General features: G+C 64.7%; 16 protein-coding genes. 6 read left to right on the top strand and 10 right to left on the bottom strand.

Going from position 1 to position 15845, the window contains the following annotated elements:
* Positions 1-7: 7 nt before the first annotated feature.
* From QOL79_RS09850 to QOL79_RS09840, 3 genes are all read right to left on the bottom strand, one after another.
* Positions 8-439, bottom strand: coding sequence for an MAPEG family protein (locus QOL79_RS09850; protein WP_204992950.1), 432 nt, complete (start codon positions 437-439; stop codon positions 8-10).
* A 64-nt stretch (positions 440-503) separates the two neighbouring features.
* Positions 504-1661, bottom strand: a complete 1158-nt coding sequence (locus tag QOL79_RS09845; RefSeq protein ID WP_283419487.1) for a CaiB/BaiF CoA transferase family protein — start codon at positions 1659-1661, stop codon at positions 504-506.
* A 131-nt stretch (positions 1662-1792) separates the two neighbouring features.
* Positions 1793-2986, bottom strand: a complete 1194-nt coding sequence (locus tag QOL79_RS09840; protein WP_283419486.1) for a type III PLP-dependent enzyme — start codon at positions 2984-2986, stop codon at positions 1793-1795.
* A 251-nt stretch (positions 2987-3237) separates the two neighbouring features.
* Here QOL79_RS09840 and QOL79_RS09835 point away from each other — a divergent pair, with 251 nt between their 5' ends.
* Positions 3238-4908, top strand: a complete 1671-nt coding sequence (locus QOL79_RS09835; protein ID WP_283419485.1) for an FAD-dependent oxidoreductase — start codon at positions 3238-3240, stop codon at positions 4906-4908.
* Here QOL79_RS09835 and QOL79_RS09830 read toward each other — a convergent pair.
* The 4 genes from QOL79_RS09830 to QOL79_RS09815 form a co-directional block, all read right to left on the bottom strand.
* Complete coding sequence (locus tag QOL79_RS09830; RefSeq protein ID WP_283419484.1) at positions 4889-6061, bottom strand: carboxynorspermidine decarboxylase; 1173 nt, start codon at positions 6059-6061, stop codon at positions 4889-4891. The genes QOL79_RS09835 and QOL79_RS09830 overlap by 20 nt on opposite strands.
* A gap of 82 nt (positions 6062-6143) precedes the next feature.
* Positions 6144-7142 carry a glycosylasparaginase gene (locus QOL79_RS09825; protein ID WP_283419483.1) on the bottom strand — a complete coding sequence of 333 codons (999 nt, stop codon included), beginning with the start codon at positions 7140-7142 and terminating at the stop codon, positions 6144-6146.
* Between the two features lie 41 nt (positions 7143-7183).
* On the bottom strand, positions 7184-7534 hold the full coding sequence (locus QOL79_RS09820) for a DMT family protein (protein WP_204992944.1): 351 nt from the start codon (positions 7532-7534) through the stop codon (positions 7184-7186).
* 53 nt (positions 7535-7587) lie between these two features.
* On the bottom strand, positions 7588-8796 hold the full coding sequence (locus QOL79_RS09815; RefSeq protein ID WP_283419482.1) for a saccharopine dehydrogenase family protein: 1209 nt from the start codon (positions 8794-8796) through the stop codon (positions 7588-7590).
* 65 nt (positions 8797-8861) lie between these two features.
* Here QOL79_RS09815 and QOL79_RS09810 point away from each other — a divergent pair, with 65 nt between their 5' ends.
* The 5 genes from QOL79_RS09810 (at position 8862) to QOL79_RS09790 (ending at position 12958) form a co-directional block, all read left to right on the top strand.
* The gene (locus QOL79_RS09810; RefSeq protein WP_283419481.1) at positions 8862-9851 is read left to right on the top strand and encodes a threonine ammonia-lyase; all 990 of its coding nucleotides are present in this window, start codon (positions 8862-8864) and stop codon (positions 9849-9851) included.
* Between the two features lie 43 nt (positions 9852-9894).
* The gene (locus QOL79_RS09805) at positions 9895-10347 is read left to right on the top strand and encodes a hypothetical protein (protein ID WP_283419480.1); all 453 of its coding nucleotides are present in this window, start codon (positions 9895-9897) and stop codon (positions 10345-10347) included.
* Between the two features lie 125 nt (positions 10348-10472).
* A complete protein-coding gene (locus QOL79_RS09800) occupies positions 10473-11693 on the top strand; it encodes a BtaA family protein (RefSeq protein ID WP_283419479.1) in 1221 nt (406 codons plus the stop codon).
* Between the two features lie 2 nt (positions 11694-11695).
* Complete coding sequence (locus QOL79_RS09795; protein ID WP_283419478.1) at positions 11696-12334, top strand: class I SAM-dependent methyltransferase; 639 nt, start codon at positions 11696-11698, stop codon at positions 12332-12334.
* 33 nt (positions 12335-12367) lie between these two features.
* On the top strand, positions 12368-12958 hold the full coding sequence (locus tag QOL79_RS09790; RefSeq protein WP_283419477.1) for a GNAT family N-acetyltransferase: 591 nt from the start codon (positions 12368-12370) through the stop codon (positions 12956-12958).
* A gap of 3 nt (positions 12959-12961) precedes the next feature.
* On the opposite strand, the gene QOL79_RS09785 is transcribed toward QOL79_RS09790, so the two are convergent.
* The 3 genes from QOL79_RS09785 to murI form a co-directional block, all read right to left on the bottom strand.
* Positions 12962-13651 carry a nitroreductase gene (locus QOL79_RS09785; RefSeq protein WP_283419476.1) on the bottom strand — a complete coding sequence of 230 codons (690 nt, stop codon included), beginning with the start codon at positions 13649-13651 and terminating at the stop codon, positions 12962-12964.
* A complete protein-coding gene (hemA, locus tag QOL79_RS09780; protein WP_204992937.1) occupies positions 13648-14862 on the bottom strand; it encodes a 5-aminolevulinate synthase in 1215 nt (404 codons plus the stop codon). The genes QOL79_RS09785 and hemA overlap by 4 nt, the downstream gene beginning before the upstream one ends.
* Positions 14863-14986: 124 nt before the next feature.
* A complete protein-coding gene (gene murI, locus QOL79_RS09775) occupies positions 14987-15796 on the bottom strand; it encodes a glutamate racemase (RefSeq protein ID WP_283419475.1) in 810 nt (269 codons plus the stop codon).
* Between the last annotated feature and the right edge of the window lie 49 nt (positions 15797-15845).

Here is a 15845-nt window from a genome sequence, read left to right as displayed (position 1 = left end):
TCCCCCCTCAACCCAAAGTCGCGATCACCGCGAGCAACGACAGCGCCAGCAGGCACAGCGTTGCCACTGAAAAGATGGCGAAGCGCACCGGAATACGGTTCACCGTCGACTGCCACAGGCTGTGGACGATGCGCAGCACGACATAGGCCCAGGCGAGCCCGCGCGTCAGCTCGGTGTTGCCGCCCGACAGCTGCAGAAAGACGAGGACCGCGTAAAAGATCGTCGGCTGTTCGCAAAGATGCGTGTAATTGTGCGATTTCCAGTTGGTTTCCGGCGGCAGCACGCCCTCCAGATCGACGCCGCGGCCGCCCGGCGGTGCCGCCTTGATGTCGATGCCGATCTTTGAAAAGGCCTGAAAGCGCGTCACGCCGGCCCAGGTCAGCATGACGATCGTCCACAGCGCGAGCACCGCACCGGGTGCGAGCAAACTATCCGACATATGGCTCCCCCTTATGATTTACTGCCATGCTAAGGTGCCCGGCCGACAATGCAACGGCCGAAGTTTACCGGCGGTCGGCGATCTCCGCCCGGATCGCGTCGCCGTCGCCGCCGACCGTGGGCGCAAAGCCGAGGTCGCGGGGCGGGGCGGCGCTATATCTGACCGGCGGCTGCATTTCCCAGAAACCGCCGACCTGCGGATGCTCGCGGTGGCGGAAGAAGCCGGTGGCAACCAGATGCGGATCCTCCTTGATATCTTGCAGATCGCGGACCGGCATGGCGGGAATGTCGTTTGCGGCGAAGAGATCGAGCCATTCGGCGGTGGTGTTCGTTGGCGTCTTCCGGGCGATCTCGCGATAGACCAGCTGCATATGCTTGCCCTTGGCCTTCGCTGCCTCGAATTCGGCAGAACCGAGCAAAGTTTCGCTGCCGAGCAGACACATCAGCCGCGCCGTGGATTCGGGCGTGTAGGGAACGACCGCGATATAGCCGTCGGCGGTCGGGAAGGGCTGGCGCGTCGGATCGAGCTGACGCGGATAGCCCGCGGGGCCTATTGGCGGATCGAGCGTGGCGTCGCGCAGATGTTCGGTGAGCATGAAGGCGGCGAAGCATTCGAACATCGGGACCTCGACCGCCTGACCCTCGCCGGTACGCAGTTTGTGCACGAGCGCGGCGAGGATCGCCTGCGCGCCGAACTGGCCGGCAATCTTGTCTGCGATCAGCGAGGGCAGGTAGCGCGGGCGCGGATCGCCGTCGACGCGGGGCAGCAGACTGGTCGTACCCGTCGCCGCCTGGATGACGTCGTCATACGCCTGAAGATCGGCGTAGGGGCCATCCTGTCCGAAGCCCGTGCCGTGGACATAGATGATGTCGGGTTTGATCGCCTTGCAGCCTTCGTAATCGAAGCCGAGCCGCGCGATCGCCTTGCCGCGCACATTGTGGAAGAAGACGTCGGCGGTCGCGATCAGGTCGCGGAGTACCGTGGCATCGTCGGGGTTTTTGAGATCGAGCGCGATCGAACGTTTGCCGCGGTTCACGGTGAGGTGCGTCGAGCCCATCGTCGGATCGGGAACACCCGAGCCGAGATAGCGCGAGATGTCGCCGATGCCGGGGGCTTCGACCTTGATGATCTCGGCGCCGAGATCGGCGAGCATCTGCGTCGCATAAGGGCCGAAAATGACCGTGGTCAGGTCGACGATGCGGATACCGGCGAGTATGGTCATGCGGTGGGTGTGCCTCTCCTCTTTGCGCCACGACAGAATCGTTGCGGAAGAAAACGGAAAAGGCAATTGCGCGCGAAGAAAAAGGCCGGCGCATCGCTGCACCGGCCTCTGGATCGATCATTCTACTTCGTTCAGAAAAGCTTCGTCACCGTCGCACTGCGGCGTTCGGGTTCGGCTTCGCCGGTGTACAGGCTCGCCATCGGCTCGTCGCTGACGACGTGGATTTCCTCCGCGCCAAAGCCGTTGAACCTGGTGCGCATCGCGCAGCCATAGGCGCCGAGCATGCCGATCTCGATGAAATCGCCAGCCTTGACATCCGCCGGCAGGAAGAAGGGCCCCGCCATATGGTCGAGGTCGTCGCACGTCGGACCGTAGAAGCTGAACGCGGCCAATTCCGCATTGCTTTCGGGCTCGCGCAGCAACGTCACCGGGAAGCGCCAGCCGACATGCGCGGCGTCGAACAGCGCCCCGTAAGCACCGTCGTTGATGTAGAGCTCTTCGCCGCGGCGCTTTTCGACGCGAACGATCAGCGAGCTGTATTCGGCCGACAGCGCGCGGCCGGGCTCGCACCAGAGTTCGGCCGAATAGCTTATCGGCAGGCTTTCGAAGCTGCGGTGGATCGTCTCGAAATAGGCGCCCAGCGGCGGAGGTTCCATGCCGGGATAGGAGGACGGGAAGCCGCCGCCGACATCTACGATGTCGACGGTGACTGCAGCCGCCACGATCGCGGCGCGGACGCGCTCCATCGCCTGGGCGTAGGCGTGCGGCGTCATCGCCTGGCTGCCCACATGGAAGCAGATGCCGAGGGCGTCGGCCGCCTGACGGGTCGCCATCAGCAGTTCGGCAACATCCTCGGGCTCGGCGCCGAACTTTGCGGCGAGGCTGAGCTTCGAATGGTCGGACGAGACGCGCAGGCGCACGAGCAGGTTCAGATCCTGCGCGCCCTCGGTCGCACGGACGATCTTTTCGAGCTCGTCCATCGTGTCGAGCGAGAAGGTGCGCACGCCATGCTTCCAATAGGCTTCGGAAATCGCTTCCTCGGCCTTCACCGGATGCATGAAACAGAGTGTTGCCTTGGGCAGCGTGCGCGCGACGAGGCGGACCTCGGCGATCGACGCGACGTCATAATGCGTGACGCCCGAATCCCACAGCACGCGCAAGAGGTCGGGCGAGGGATTCGCCTTGACCGCGTACATGGTCGTGCCGGGAAATCGCTCGATGAAGAAACGCGCTGCGCGCGCCGCGGCGTGCGGGCGGACAAGCGTAACAGGTTCGACCGGCGAAAGTGCCTGAATCAGCCCGTGGGCGCTATGATGCTGGTGCAACTCAAGGGACCCCCAAAAATAACGTTCAACACAAAGGCTGCCTTGCGGTTATTGGAAGTCCCCCTGGGGCAGCGGAGCGCGATATATGCAGGGGGGTCCCCCCTGTAAAGACCCTATCGCGCAATTTTGTAACGCCACGGTAACACTCGCGCTGAAACGGGGCAGGGCTGCGCCGAAGGGCCGAAAACGAGACAAATGCGCGTGCCTGCGCTAGACCTGTTTGCCAATGATAGCCGAAAGGACTGACCCGCATGACCTCCCGCGCCGACGTCAATCACAATTTCACCGACGCGGAGCTCGACGAACTCAAGGCGTTCGGGACGGTTGAGTCGCACAAGGCGGGCGACGTGCTGGTCGAGGAGGGCGCGATGGCGCCCGATTGCATCATCACCCTGTCGGGTCACACGGATATCTTTGCCTCGACCGACGAGGGGCGCAAACGCGTCGGGTGGATGGAGCACGGGCAGTTCGCGGGCGACCTGTCGGTCTTGACCGGACAGCGCCATTTGTCGCGTGTCGAGATGGGGGCGGATGGCAAGATCATCCGCATTGCGCACGCCGATTTCCAGCGGCTGATCGCCGGCAATTCGCATTATTCGGACATTTTTGTCCGCGTGCTTTCGGCGCGGCGCGAGTTCAGCAAGCATCGCGGCTTTGCGGTCACCATCATCATCGGCGCGGCGATGGATCGCAGTGTCTATGCGATGCGCGACCTGCTGATGAAGCATGGCGTCGCGCATCGCTGGTTCGACCCCGCCGACGGTCCTGTCGCCGGGCATCTGCTCGCCGAGCGCGGGCTGACCGAGGATCAGCTGCCGGTGGCGATTCTGGGCGCCGCCGAAGTGCTGATCCAGCCGACGCCCGAACAGTTGGCGCAGGCACTGGGGCTCGACCTGCTCCCCGACGGGTCGACCGCGGACGTGCTCGTCGTCGGCAGCGGGCCAGGCGGGCTCGCCGCGGCGGTCTATGCCGCATCCGAAGGGCTGACCGTGATCGCCATCGACGCGCTTGCGCCGGGCGGACAGGCGGGGACGTCCTCGAAGATCGAAAATTATCTCGGCTTTCCGACCGGCATTTCGGGCAACGAGCTCGCACGCCGTGCGACGGTGCAGGCGCAGAAGTTCGGCGCGCGGCTGGTGTCGCCGGTGCGTGCGGCATCGATCGGACGCGACGGCGATGCCTATTGCCTGCATCTCGCCGACGGGCGCAAGCTGCGTAGCCGCGCGGTCGTGGTGTCGAGCGGGGCGCAATATCAGCGCCTGCCGATCGAGGGGATCGAGAATTATGAGGGTCGCGGCATCTATTATGGCGCGACGCCGATGGAGGCGCAGCTGTGCAGCAACGCCGAAGTGACGGTCGTCGGGTCGGGCAATTCGGCGGGGCAGGGGGCGATCTATCTCGCGGGCGTCGCGAAGAAGGTCTATGTCATCTTCCGGCGTAAGAGCCTGCGCGAGACGATGTCCGAATATCTGGTCAAGCGACTAGAGGAACATCCGAATATCGAGATCATCGGATCGACCGATGTCGTGGCACTGCGCGGCGAGGGGCAGCTCGACGGGCTGACCTATCGCTGCCGTGAGACCGGCGCGGAGGATCTTTGCGACTGCAAATTCCTGTTCCTCTTCCTCGGCGCGAACCCGAACACAGGGTGGTTGCCGAAGGAAATGGTCTGCGACGAAAAGGGCTTCGTGAAGACCGGCACGGATATCGCTCCGCTCGAACTCGTACGCGCAGGCTGGTCGCTCGACCGGATGCCGAGCCGCTTCGAGACGAGTTGGCCGCGCATTTATGCGGTAGGCGACGTGCGCAAGGGATCGGTGAAGCGCGTTGCTTCGTCGGTCGGCGAAGGATCGGTCGTGGTGAGCGATATCCACCAGGCGCTTGCGGAGGTGATTGCCGACGTCAGCTCAGGCGCGTCTTGAAATCCTCGTAGCCGAACTCGCGGACCAGCTTGAGGTCGTCACTCTCGCTGTCCCACAGCCAGATCGATGGCAGCGGCACGCCATTGAAGGTGTTGGTCTTCACCATCGAATAATGCGCCTGATCGAGGAAGGCGAAGCGCTGGCCGATATGCGCGTCGCCGGGCAGACGATAGTCGCCGATGACGTCGCCGGCGAGGCAGGACGGGCCGCCAAGGCGCGTCGGCATTCCATCCGGTCTCTCCCCCAGCATCGCGGGGCGATAGGGGGCTTCGATCACGTCGGGCATGTGGCAGGTCGCGCTGATGTCGGTAATGCCGATCGGCATACCGTTATCGAACAGGTCGAGCACTTCGCCGACGAGGATGCCCGCGTCGAGTGCGACCGCTTCGCCGGGTTCGATCATCACGTCGCAATTCGTCGCGGCGCGAACCTGCTTCAGGAATGCAATCAGCTCGTCCGTCTGGTAGTCGGCGCGGGTAACATGGTGGCCGCCGCCGAAATTGATCCATTTGAGCTGGCCGAAGAAGGGGCGCAGCATTGGCTGCACCGCCGCCCAAGTGCGCTGAAGCGGCGGGAAATCCTGTTCGCAGAGGCTGTGCATATGGATGCCGTCGACGCCCGCCATATGCTCCGGGAGCAATTGGGTGACCGGGAAGCCGAGGCGGCTGCACGGCGCGGCCGGGTCGTATTTCGCGACCTCTCCCTCGCTGTGCATCGGGTTGATGCGCAGGCCGATGTCGAAGCGCTCGCCTTTCGCGCGCAGCTCGTCGAGCAGCGGACGAAAGCGCGCGATCTGGCCGGGCGAATTGAAGATCAGATGATCCGACAGGCGGGCGATTTCGGGGAGGTCGGCTTCCTTGTAGCCGGCGCAATAGGTCGCGACCTCCCCGCCATATGCTTCACGTCCCAGCTTGGCCTCGTAGAGCCCTGACGCACAGACGCCGTCGAGATAGTCGGTGACGGTCGATCCCAGCGACCACATCGAAAAGGCCTTGAGCGCCGCGAGTACGCGCGCGCCCGACTGGTCGCCGATATGACGCAGCACGGTAAGGTTCGCGCGCACTTTCGCAGCATCGACCACAAAAGCGGGCGAGGGGACGCGGGTCAGGTCGAAATGGGCAAAGGCCCCGGGATCGCCGGCTCTGGTTTCCATGGCGCGCCTCTAGAGTGTTTCGCGGGATGATGAAAGCGGATCGGATCCGCGGAGCGCAAGGTGAGGGCGCGACGGGCCGCTTTCAAGACACCGGGGTTTTCACGTTGCCCGCCGCGGTCTGCACCGAATAGCTGAAAGGTGTGTCCTCCCATCCGGTTTTGGCGCCGCCATGCACGCCATCGCGGCGGATCACCGCGATGCCGCCCCCGATGCTGTAGCCTGCATCCTCGATCCGCTTGATCGCCGCTTCGGCGGCGGCCTGGGGCGTCATTCCGCCGCGCATCAGTTCGACGGCGTGATAGGTAGGCAGGAAGCGCATCATGACGTCGCCATTGCCGGTCGCGACCGCGCCGCCGACTGCCTGATCGACATAGGCGCCGGCTCCCGCGATCGGCGAGTCGCCAACGCGGCCGGGAATCTTGAACTCGCGTCCGTTGGTCGAACAACCGACACAGAGATTGCCAGCGGCGTCGAGCGCGATGCTGCCGACGGTGTCATGGCCGACGAGTTGGTCTCCCTTGCGGATCGGTTCGGGATCGAAGGCGTCTGTTTTTTCGCCCTTCGCGGCCCACTTGTCCCACGCCTGCTGCGACACGACGCTGGTCAGCGAGGTTTCGGTGAAGCCCATGCGAGCGGCGAAGCGGGTCGCATCGTCGCCGACGATCAGGCTGTGCTGGGTTTCCTCCATCACCTTGCGCGCGACCGAGATCGCCTTTTTGACACGCTTGAGGCAGCCGACCGCGCCGAGATCATGCGTCGGTCCCCACATGATCATCGCGTCGAGCGTCGTTTCACCGATCTCGTTGGGGACGCCGCCGGCGCCGACCCAATAGTCGCCGAGCAGTTCGACATGGTTGATCGCCGCCTCGACCGCGTCGATCGCCGATGCGCCGTTTGCGAGCATCGGCCAGCCGACGGCGTTGGCGCCAGGGCCGAAATCCCATGTCGTCAGGATGAAGGGCTTGCCGGTTGGAATGGCCTTGGGCGCGGGGGATTTCGCCGCGGCGCCTGTAATCCCCAGCGCGGCCAGCCCCGCTGCTGCCGCGCCGAAAAACCGTCTGGAAATCGCTTTATCCGTCATCGCCTGTCCTCTCGCTCGCGGCGAGGCTAGCGGGCGGGGCGTCAGGCTGCAATCGGCGCCTTGAAGATGAAGAAGGCGCCGCCGCAGATCAGCGCGAAGCCGATCAGATGGTTCACCGTCAGCCGCTCGCCGAGCCAGAAGGTCGCGAAGCCGGCAAAGACGATCAGGGTAATGACTTCCTGAATCGTCTTGAGCTCCGCGGTCGTATAGACTGCGTGACCGACGCGGTTCGCCGGGACGGCAAGACAATATTCGAAAAAGGCGATGCCCCACGCGACCAGGACCGCCAGCCATACCGGCCGCGACAGGTCGCCAAGATGCCCGTACCAGGCGAAGGTCATGAAGATGTTCGAGACGAACAGCAGCCCGATAGGCAGGATATAGGCCGTCATGGGATTCCCTTGCAGACGCGGGCGCCGACACTGGCCGGCACCCGCAGCAGCAATCAGAAATCGAGCGGCGCGTCCAGTTCCTTCACCTGCCACGGCAGGCCATGCTTGTTCAGCATGTCCATGAAGGGATCGGGGTCCATCTGCTCCATGTTGAACACGCCCTCGCCTGACCATGTGCCGGTTACCATCATCGCGGCACCAATCATCGCCGGGACGCCGGTCGTGTAGCTGACCGCCTGATTGCCGGTTTCGGCATAGGCGTCCTCATGGTCGCAGATATTGTAGAGGTAGAGCGTTTTTTCCTTGCCATCCTTGCCGAGGCCGGTTGCGATCACGCCGATGTTGGTCTTGCCCTTGGTCGTCTCGCCGAGGCTCGAAGGTTCGGGGAGAACGGCCTTCAGGAATTGCAGCGGGATGATTTCCTTGCCTTCGTAGATCACCGGATCGATCCGCGTCATGCCGACATTCTGCAGCACGGTCAGATGCTGGATATAGGCGTCGCCGAAGGTCATCCAGAAGCGGATGCGCCTGATCTCGGGCAGGTGGGTCTTCAGGCTTTCGATCTCCTCATGATACATGAGGTACATATTCTTGGGTCCCACAGCTTCGAAGTCGAAGGTCTGCTTCACCGACATCGGCGGGGTTTCGACCCAGTCGCCATTTTCCCAGTGACGCGCGACCGCGGTCACTTCGCGAATATTGATCTCGGGGTTGAAGTTGGTCGCGAAATGCTGGCCGTGGTCGCCGCCGTTGCAGTCGAGAATGTCGAGCGTGTCGATGCGATCGAAATGATGCTTCTTGAGCCAGGTCGTGAACACGCTGGTGACGCCGGGGTCGAAGCCCGAACCGAGCAGCGCCATCAGCCCCGCATCCTTAAAGCGGTCGTGGTAGGCCCATTGCCAGTGATATTCGAACTTCGCCTCGTCGCGCGGTTCATAATTGGCGGTGTCGAGATAATGCGCGCCGGTCGACAGGCACGCCTCCATGATCGTGAGATCCTGATAGGGAAGCGCAAGGTTGACGACGTGCGTCGCACCGACCTGTCGGATCAGCGCCGCGGTCGCATCGATATGGTCGGCGTCAACCTCGGCGGTCTTGATCGTGACGCCGGTGCGCGTCTTCACCGACTCGGCGATCGCGTCGCACTTGAACTTGCGGCGGCTGGCGAGCGTGATGTCGGGAAAGATGTCGGGGTTCATCGCCATCTTGTGCACCGCGACCGAACCGACGCCGCCTGCGCCGATCACCAGAACCTTGCTCATGTGAAAAATCTCCTGCGCCTAGCTATGCGGCTTGTGTTGTATGCCGCGGCCTATAGGACGAAGCGATGACACAGCAAAGCCCCGAAGCCCTGATCGATCCGGATCGCGCGCCCACGCTCGCAGGGGTCGAACGCGCGGCGGCGAAAGTCGCTGCCTTGCTGCCGCAAACCCCGCTGCTGCCGCTCGAAGTCGACGGCCAAACCGTGTGGTGCAAGGCCGAATGCCTGCAGCCGATCGGCTCGTTCAAGATTCGCGGGGGGTGGCACCGGATGAGCGATCTCACGCCTGAGGAGGCGGCCGCCGGCGTTGTCGGCGTATCGAGCGGCAACCACGCCCAAGGTGTTGCCTGGGCGGCCAAGCGGCTGGGGATCCGGGCAACGATCGTCATGCCGAGCAATGCTCCCGCTATGAAACTTGCAGCGACGCGCAGACTCGGGGCCGAGGTCGTTCTGTATGACCGCGTGACCGAATCGCGCGATGTCGTCGCCGCCAAGTTGCTCCGCGAGCGCGGTGGAACGCTCGTCCATGCCTATGGCGATCCGTGGATCATCGAGGGGCAGGGTAGCGTGGGGATCGAAGCGAAAGCCCAGATGCAGGCGCGCGGGATTGACGGACCCGACAAGGTGATCGCCTGCTGCGGCGGCGGCGGGCTGTCGGCGGGTTTGGCGCTGGCGCTGCCCGATGCCGAGATTGTGGCGGTCGAGCCCGAGGGCTGGGACGACGTCACACGCAGCCTCGCCGCGGGGGAAATCCTGTCGGTCGAAGACCTTGCCTATCCGACCGAATGCGACGCGCTCCAGACGCCCCAGACCTGGCCGATCAACTTTGCGGTGCTTGAGGCGCGTGGGGTTCGGGGCGTGGTCGTGACGCGAAGCGAGGTTCGCGACGCCGTGCGCCTCGCCTTCGAAAGACTGCATCTCGTCGTCGAGCCCGGTGGCGCCGCCGCGCTGGCGGCCGTGGTGGCGGGCAAGGTCGCGGTGACCGATGCGACGCTGGTCACGCTGTCGGGCGGCAATGTCGACCCGCTGAAATTCGCGGAGATTATTACCGAATAGGAAACTTGTCGCGGCGCAAGCGTTGGGATGGAGAAGGAGACGTATGATGCAGAAGAGCATGATCCTGACGAGCGCGATGGCGCTGGTCCTGTTGACGGGATGCGAGAAGGCCGAAGCGCCGGCGCCCACCGATACCCAGACGACGACCGAGGAAGTGCCGGTCGAAACCGTTCCGGCCGAGGGAGCCGAGGCGACCGATCCCGCAACTGCTCCCCACCGCTTTGCCGACTGGGCCGGGAAATGGACCGGCGTCGAGGGGATGTACGCGACGATCACTCCTACCGAGCCTGGCAAGTACAAGCTGGAAATGCAGTCGGACCTCGACACCAAGGGCACTTACGACGGCGAGGACAGCGAGCATGGCATCAAGTTCAAGCGCGGCAGCGAAGAGCTGTCTCTCCGCCGTGGTAGCGGTGACGAAACCGGCCTCAAATATCTCGCCGGCAAGAAGGAGTGCCTGATCGTCAAAGAGGGCGAGGGCTACTGCCGCGACTGATCTTCGAAACGGCGACAGGGCTTTTTTGACACTGTCGCCGTTTTGTCATCGAAACGACGCGGGAATCGCAACAAACGCTGCCATGCGCGGCCCCGGATCCACCTCTCTCCGGGAGACCATGACCTATGGCCAGCCAGCCCAATCGCAAGATCGCCGCCGCCGTCGTTCGCGAAGATGCCGAACAGAAGCAGCGCTTGCTCGACCGCGCTTTTGCGCTCGCTTTCAAGGGGCTGGTCTATGCGCAGATCTGGGAAGATCCGGTCGTCGACATGGAGGCGCTGGCGATCGAGCCCGGCAACCGGATCGCGACGATCGCGAGCGGCGGTTGCAATGCGCTGTCCTATCTGACCGCCGACCCGGCGGAGATCGTCGCGGTCGACCTCAACACCGCGCATGTCGCGCTCAACAATCTGAAGCGCGTCGCGGCGCAGCGGCTGCCCGATTACGAGAGCTTCCGCCGCTTCTTCGCCGAAGCCGACAGCGTGGCCAATATCGCCGACTACCGCACCTTCATCCGCCCGCATCTCGACGAGACGAGCCGCCGCTATTGGGAAGGCCGCGATCTCGTCGGGCGCCGCCGGATCAACGGCTTCGCCAGTGGCCTCTACAAGCGCGGACTGCTCGGCAATTTCATCGGGCTCGCGCATCTGATAGCGCGGATGCACCGGATCGATCTGAAGCAATTTCTGGACGCGAAGACGATCGAGGAGCAGCGCGCGATCTTCGACGAGAAATTCGCGCCCTTCTTCGACCGCAAGCTGATCCGCTGGATCACCGACCAGCGCTCGTCGCTCTTCGGGCTCGGCATCCCGCCAGCCCAATATGATGCACTTGCCGACGGCAAGCCGATGGCCGATGTGCTGCGCGGTCGGCTCGAGAAGCTCGCCTGCGATTTTCCGCTCGAGGAGAATTATTTCGCCTGGCAGGCGTTCGGGCGCGCCTATGGCAAGGGGAAGGCAGCGCCGCTGCCGCCCTATCTGCAGGCTGGTCATTATGCCGCGGTGCGCGCGCGCGCCGAGCGGGTGACAATGCTGCACGCGAACATGACCGACATGCTCGCCGCGAACGATGCTGCGAGCTTCGATCGCTATATCTTCCTCGACGCGCAGGACTGGATGAGCGACGCGCAACTCGCCGCCCTCTGGACCGAAGTCACGCGCACGGCGCGTCCGGGTGCGCGGGTTCTCTTCCGCACTGCCGCCGAGCCCACGCTGCTGCCCGGCCGCCTTCCCGACGATCTGCTGCGCCGCTGGGACTATCGCGAGGACGCGTCGCTCGATTACACGCGCCGCGATCGCTCGGCGATTTACGGCGGGGTTCATCTCTATGTGTTGAAAGACGCCTGAGCGTGGCGGCGCATGGCGAGTTGATGGACAGCGTCTATCGCACGCAGCGGCATATCTATGACCTGACCCGCAAATATTATCTGCTCGGCCGCGACGGGTTGATCGCCGATCTCGCGCCGCCGCCGGGCGGGAGCGTGCTCGAAATCGGATGCGGCACCGGGCGCAACCTGATCGCGGTGGGCAAGGCGTGGCCGGGGGCGCAGCTGTTCGGGATCGATATTTCGGAAGCGATGCTGGAGACCGCGCGGGGTTCGATGGCCAAGGCCGGTGTCACCGCGACGCTGTCGCAGGGCGACGCGTGCGATTTCGACGCGCAGGCGCTGTTCGGCCGCGCGACCTTCGACCGCGTGTTCATCAGCTATGCGCTGTCGATGATCCCCGACTGGAAGGCGGCGCTGGTACAGGCCGCAAGCTGCGTCGCGCCGGGCGGGCGGCTCGAGGTCGTCGACTTCGGCCAGCAGGACCGGTTGCCCGGGCTCTGGCGGCGCGCGCTGTTCGGCTGGCTCGCCCAATTCCATGTCGCGCCGCGCGCCGAGCTCGGCCGGGTCATCGCGGCGCTGGCGAAAGAAACGGGCAGCGTCGGCCACTGCCGCAGCCTCTATCGCGGCTATGCGATCCGCGGCGGCCTCGCACGCGGCTGATTTGCTGCTATCGTCCTCGAAAAGGAGGGGCGAATGGGCGAGACGATCGGACAGGCGGAGCGGGTGCAGCTCCCTGCGGTGATGGAGACGCTGGCGCAGGCATTCCAGACCGACCCGGCGCTCTCGTGGATATTGCCCGACCCCGATCACCGCGCGCGGGCGCTACGAAGCCTGTTTCATGTGCTCGTGCCTGCCGATTTCCGTGCGGGCGTGGCGCTGCGGTCGGACGGCGACGAGGCCGCCGCTCTCTGGCGCGCGCCCGGACAGGCTCACAGCGGCACACTCGAATTCCTGCGCAGCGTCCTTCCGCTGATCGCGACCTTCGGCACGGCCCTGCCGCGCGGGCTGAAGGTGCAGGGCAGCATCGACGCGCACCGGCCCAAGGGGCGGTTCTGGTATCTCCACTATGTCGGCGTCCGGCCCGCGCATCAGGGCAAGGGCCATGGCGGGCGGATCATCCGCGCGCAGACGGCGGTGGCGGACCGCGAAGGGCTGCCTTGTTGGCTCGAAACCGCGACGCCGGAAAATGTGGGGCTCTACGAGCGGCTCGGCTTCGTTACACAGGCCGAGTGGGACGTACCCGGCGGCCCGCATTTCTGGGGCATGATGCGGCAGCCGACCTGATGTTCAGTCGTCGAAGCCGACGAAGCGGACGGCTTCTTCGATGCTCTTGCGGTTCGATACAACCGCGTTGGCCGGGAAGTTCTCGTCGGGCCAGCCCATCGCGACGCAAATCATGATCACCTGGTTGTCGGGGATGCGCGCATGTTCGCGCACGACGGGGCTTTGCATGATGCCCTGGCTGTTGATCACGCAGCCGAGCCCGCGCGACCAGGCGGCGTTGACCAGCGCATTGGTGACGGCGCCGCAATCGAAGGGCGCGATGTCGCTGCCGAGCAGGACGCGGTCATAGGTCACGACGATGCTGACCGGCGCGTCGAACTGGCGAAAGCCGCGCAGCACCCAGTCCTGCCGCGCGTCCTTGTCGTCGCGCGCGATGCCCATCGCGCCGAACAATTGCTTGGCAACCTCGATCTGACGCGCCCGGTGCATGTCCGCTCCGCCGTCGAACCGGCGAAATTCCCGGCTGTCGGGCTTGCCAGCCAGGATACCCTCGGTATTGCCGCGCCGGATCGCATCGAGCGGCGCGCCCGTTACGACCGAGAAATTCCAGCACTGATTGTTGTACGACGAGGGCGCGCGCATCGCGACTTCGAGTATCTCGGCGACCAGCTGTTTCGGGACGGGCTTGTCGAGGAAGCCGCGGATCGAACGGCGGCCCCGGACGACCGCGTCATAACCGGGGGCGCTCGTCACGCGGCCTTGCGCAGCTCGAGACGATCCCAGATTTCGACAAGTGCGTCGGTCAGTTCGCGCATCATCGCCTCGTCATGCGCCGGGCCGGGCGTAAAGCGCAAGCGTTCGGTGCCACGCGGCACGGTCGGGAAATTGATCGGCTGCACATAGACGCCATATTCGGCGAGCAATATGTCGCTGATCTTCTTCGCGCGAACCGGGTCGCCGACCATCAGCGGCACGATGTGCGTCGTCGAATCCATCACCGGCAGGCCCGCGTCGCGGAAGCATTGCTTGAGATAGGCTGCGGCTGCCTGCTGCGCGTCGCGCTCGACGCTCGACGCCTTGAGGTGACGGACGCTAGCGAGGACTCCGGCCACGAGCACCGGCGACAGGCTGGTGGTGAAGATGAAGCCCGGCGCGTAAGAGCGGATGACGTCGACGATATTCTTGTCGGCGGCGATATAGCCGCCCATCACGCCGAATGCCTTGCCCAGCGTGCCTTCGATGATCGTCACGCGGCTCGCCGCATCGTCGCGGTCGGTGATGCCGCCGCCGCGCGGGCCGTACATGCCGACGGCATGGACTTCGTCGCAATAGGTGAGCGCATTATATTTCTCGGCGAGGTCGCAGATTGCGTGGATCGGCGCGACATCGCCGTCCATCGAATAGACGCTCTCGAACGCGATCAGCTTGGCCGCCTCTGGATCGTCGGCGGCGAGCAGTTCCTCGAGATGATCGAGGTCGTTGTGACGCCATACGCGCTTTTCGCAGCCCGAGTTGCGGATTCCCGCGATCATCGAGGCGTGGTTGAGCTCGTCCGAATAGATGATGCAGTTCGGCAGCAGCTTGCCGAGCGTGCCGAGCGTCGCCTCGTTCGAGATATAGCCCGAAGTGAAGAGCAGCGCGCCGTCCTTGCCGTGCAGGTCGGCAAGCTCATGCTCGAGGTCGATGTGGTAGTGCGTGTTGCCGCCGATGTTGCGGGTGCCGCCCGATCCGGCGCCGACGTCGTGCAGCGCCTCTTCCATCGCCTCGATGACCTTGGGATGCTGGCCCATTGCGAGATAGTCGTTCGAGCACCAGACGGTGATCGGCTTCGGCCCGTTGTGGCCCGCGAAGCAACGCGCGTTCGGGAACGCGCCCTTGTTGCGAAGAATATCGATGAAGACGCGGTAGCGTCCTTCTTCGTGCAGCCGGTCGATCGCGCGTGCGAAAATATCGTTATAGTTCACGTCTCAGCCCCGCAGTCAGGTGCCAGTTCGGCTTTCGGCGCCGCTCCCTCCGGCGACGGTTTTCGGCGCCGCAATAACCGCGAAACGCCGCGAAATCCAGTGCGAACGATTCGCAGCAGCCGGGTCAAATTGTCTCGATCGACCCGATGCCATAGGGCGCGAGCGCCGCGAGTGGCGGGGGCGGACGATCGCCGCTGCGCGTGAACACCGCGATACCAGGAGCGGGCTCGGCAGGCCACTTCTGGCCGTCGGTCAGATAGGCGACCCGCCGGGCGATCCCTGCCGCGCCGTCGATCAGGCGAACACCGGGGCCGGCAACCGCCTGCAGTTCTTCGGCGAGCAGCGGGAAGTGGGTACAAGCGAGGACGATGACGTCCATCGCATCGCCGCCGGGCTGGTCGCGCAATCCTGCGATCGCGCGCTCGATGGCTGCCGGGTCATAGGCTTTGCCGTTGAGCTTTGCTTCGGCCGCGGTAACCAGCCCGGGGCTGCCGTGGCGCAGCACCGTCTTGTCGCTCGCGAATTTGGCGCTGAGATCGTCGACATAGGGCTGGCGCACCGTCGCCTCGGTGCCGAGGACGCCTATCACGCCGGTTTCGGTCAGCTCGGCAGCGGGTTTGATTGCGGGGACCGTCCCTACGATCGGCAGATCGAGTGCCGCGCGAACGTGCGGCAGCGCAATCGTAGACGCAGTGTTGCACGCGATCACCGCGAGCCGCGGCTGGTAGCGTTCGACAAGGCGGCCGAGCAGCGCCGGAACGCGCGCGGCCAGTTCCTCGTTCGTCTTCTTGCCATAGGGCAGGCCCGCATAGTCGGCGGCATAGACGAACGGTGCGGTCGGAAGCAGCGCGCGCGTCGGGCCGAGCACGGATAGCCCGCCGAGACCGCTGTCGAAGAAGAGGAGGGGGGAGTCCGGGTCGGGGGAATGATCCATATCGGACGCGGCGATACGCCAAACGCCCGCCGCACGGCAAGCTTGGCGT

It is taken from the genome of Sphingopyxis sp. Geo48 (genome assembly GCF_949769155.1).
Classification (GTDB): domain Bacteria; phylum Pseudomonadota; class Alphaproteobacteria; order Sphingomonadales; family Sphingomonadaceae; genus Sphingopyxis.
Note: the sequence above shows the minus strand (reverse complement) of the source record. Positions and strands in the feature narration are given on the sequence as shown.

Bases quoted from the DNA above. Each gene is read 5' to 3' on its own strand.
- QOL79_RS09790 (WP_283419477.1), top strand. From the start codon at position 12,368: ATGGGCGAGACGATCGGACAGGCGGAGCGGGTGCAGCTCCCTGCGGTG.
- QOL79_RS09835 (WP_283419485.1), top strand. From the start codon at position 3,238: ATGACCTCCCGCGCCGACGTCAATCACAATTTCACCGACGCGGAGCTC.
- QOL79_RS09820 (WP_204992944.1), bottom strand. From the start codon at position 7,534: ATGACGGCCTATATCCTGCCTATCGGGCTGCTGTTCGTCTCGAACATC.
- QOL79_RS09810 (WP_283419481.1), top strand. From the start codon at position 8,862: ATGACACAGCAAAGCCCCGAAGCCCTGATCGATCCGGATCGCGCGCCC.
- QOL79_RS09845 (WP_283419487.1), bottom strand. From the start codon at position 1,661: ATGACCATACTCGCCGGTATCCGCATCGTCGACCTGACCACGGTCATT.
- QOL79_RS09830 (WP_283419484.1), bottom strand. From the start codon at position 6,061: ATGGAAACCAGAGCCGGCGATCCCGGGGCCTTTGCCCATTTCGACCTG.
- QOL79_RS09805 (WP_283419480.1), top strand. From the start codon at position 9,895: ATGATGCAGAAGAGCATGATCCTGACGAGCGCGATGGCGCTGGTCCTG.
- QOL79_RS09800 (WP_283419479.1), top strand. From the start codon at position 10,473: ATGGCCAGCCAGCCCAATCGCAAGATCGCCGCCGCCGTCGTTCGCGAA.
- murI (WP_283419475.1), bottom strand. From the start codon at position 15,796: ATGGATCATTCCCCCGACCCGGACTCCCCCCTCCTCTTCTTCGACAGC.
- QOL79_RS09815 (WP_283419482.1), bottom strand. From the start codon at position 8,796: ATGAGCAAGGTTCTGGTGATCGGCGCAGGCGGCGTCGGTTCGGTCGCG.
- QOL79_RS09825 (WP_283419483.1), bottom strand. From the start codon at position 7,142: ATGACGGATAAAGCGATTTCCAGACGGTTTTTCGGCGCGGCAGCAGCG.
- QOL79_RS09850 (WP_204992950.1), bottom strand. From the start codon at position 439: ATGTCGGATAGTTTGCTCGCACCCGGTGCGGTGCTCGCGCTGTGGACG.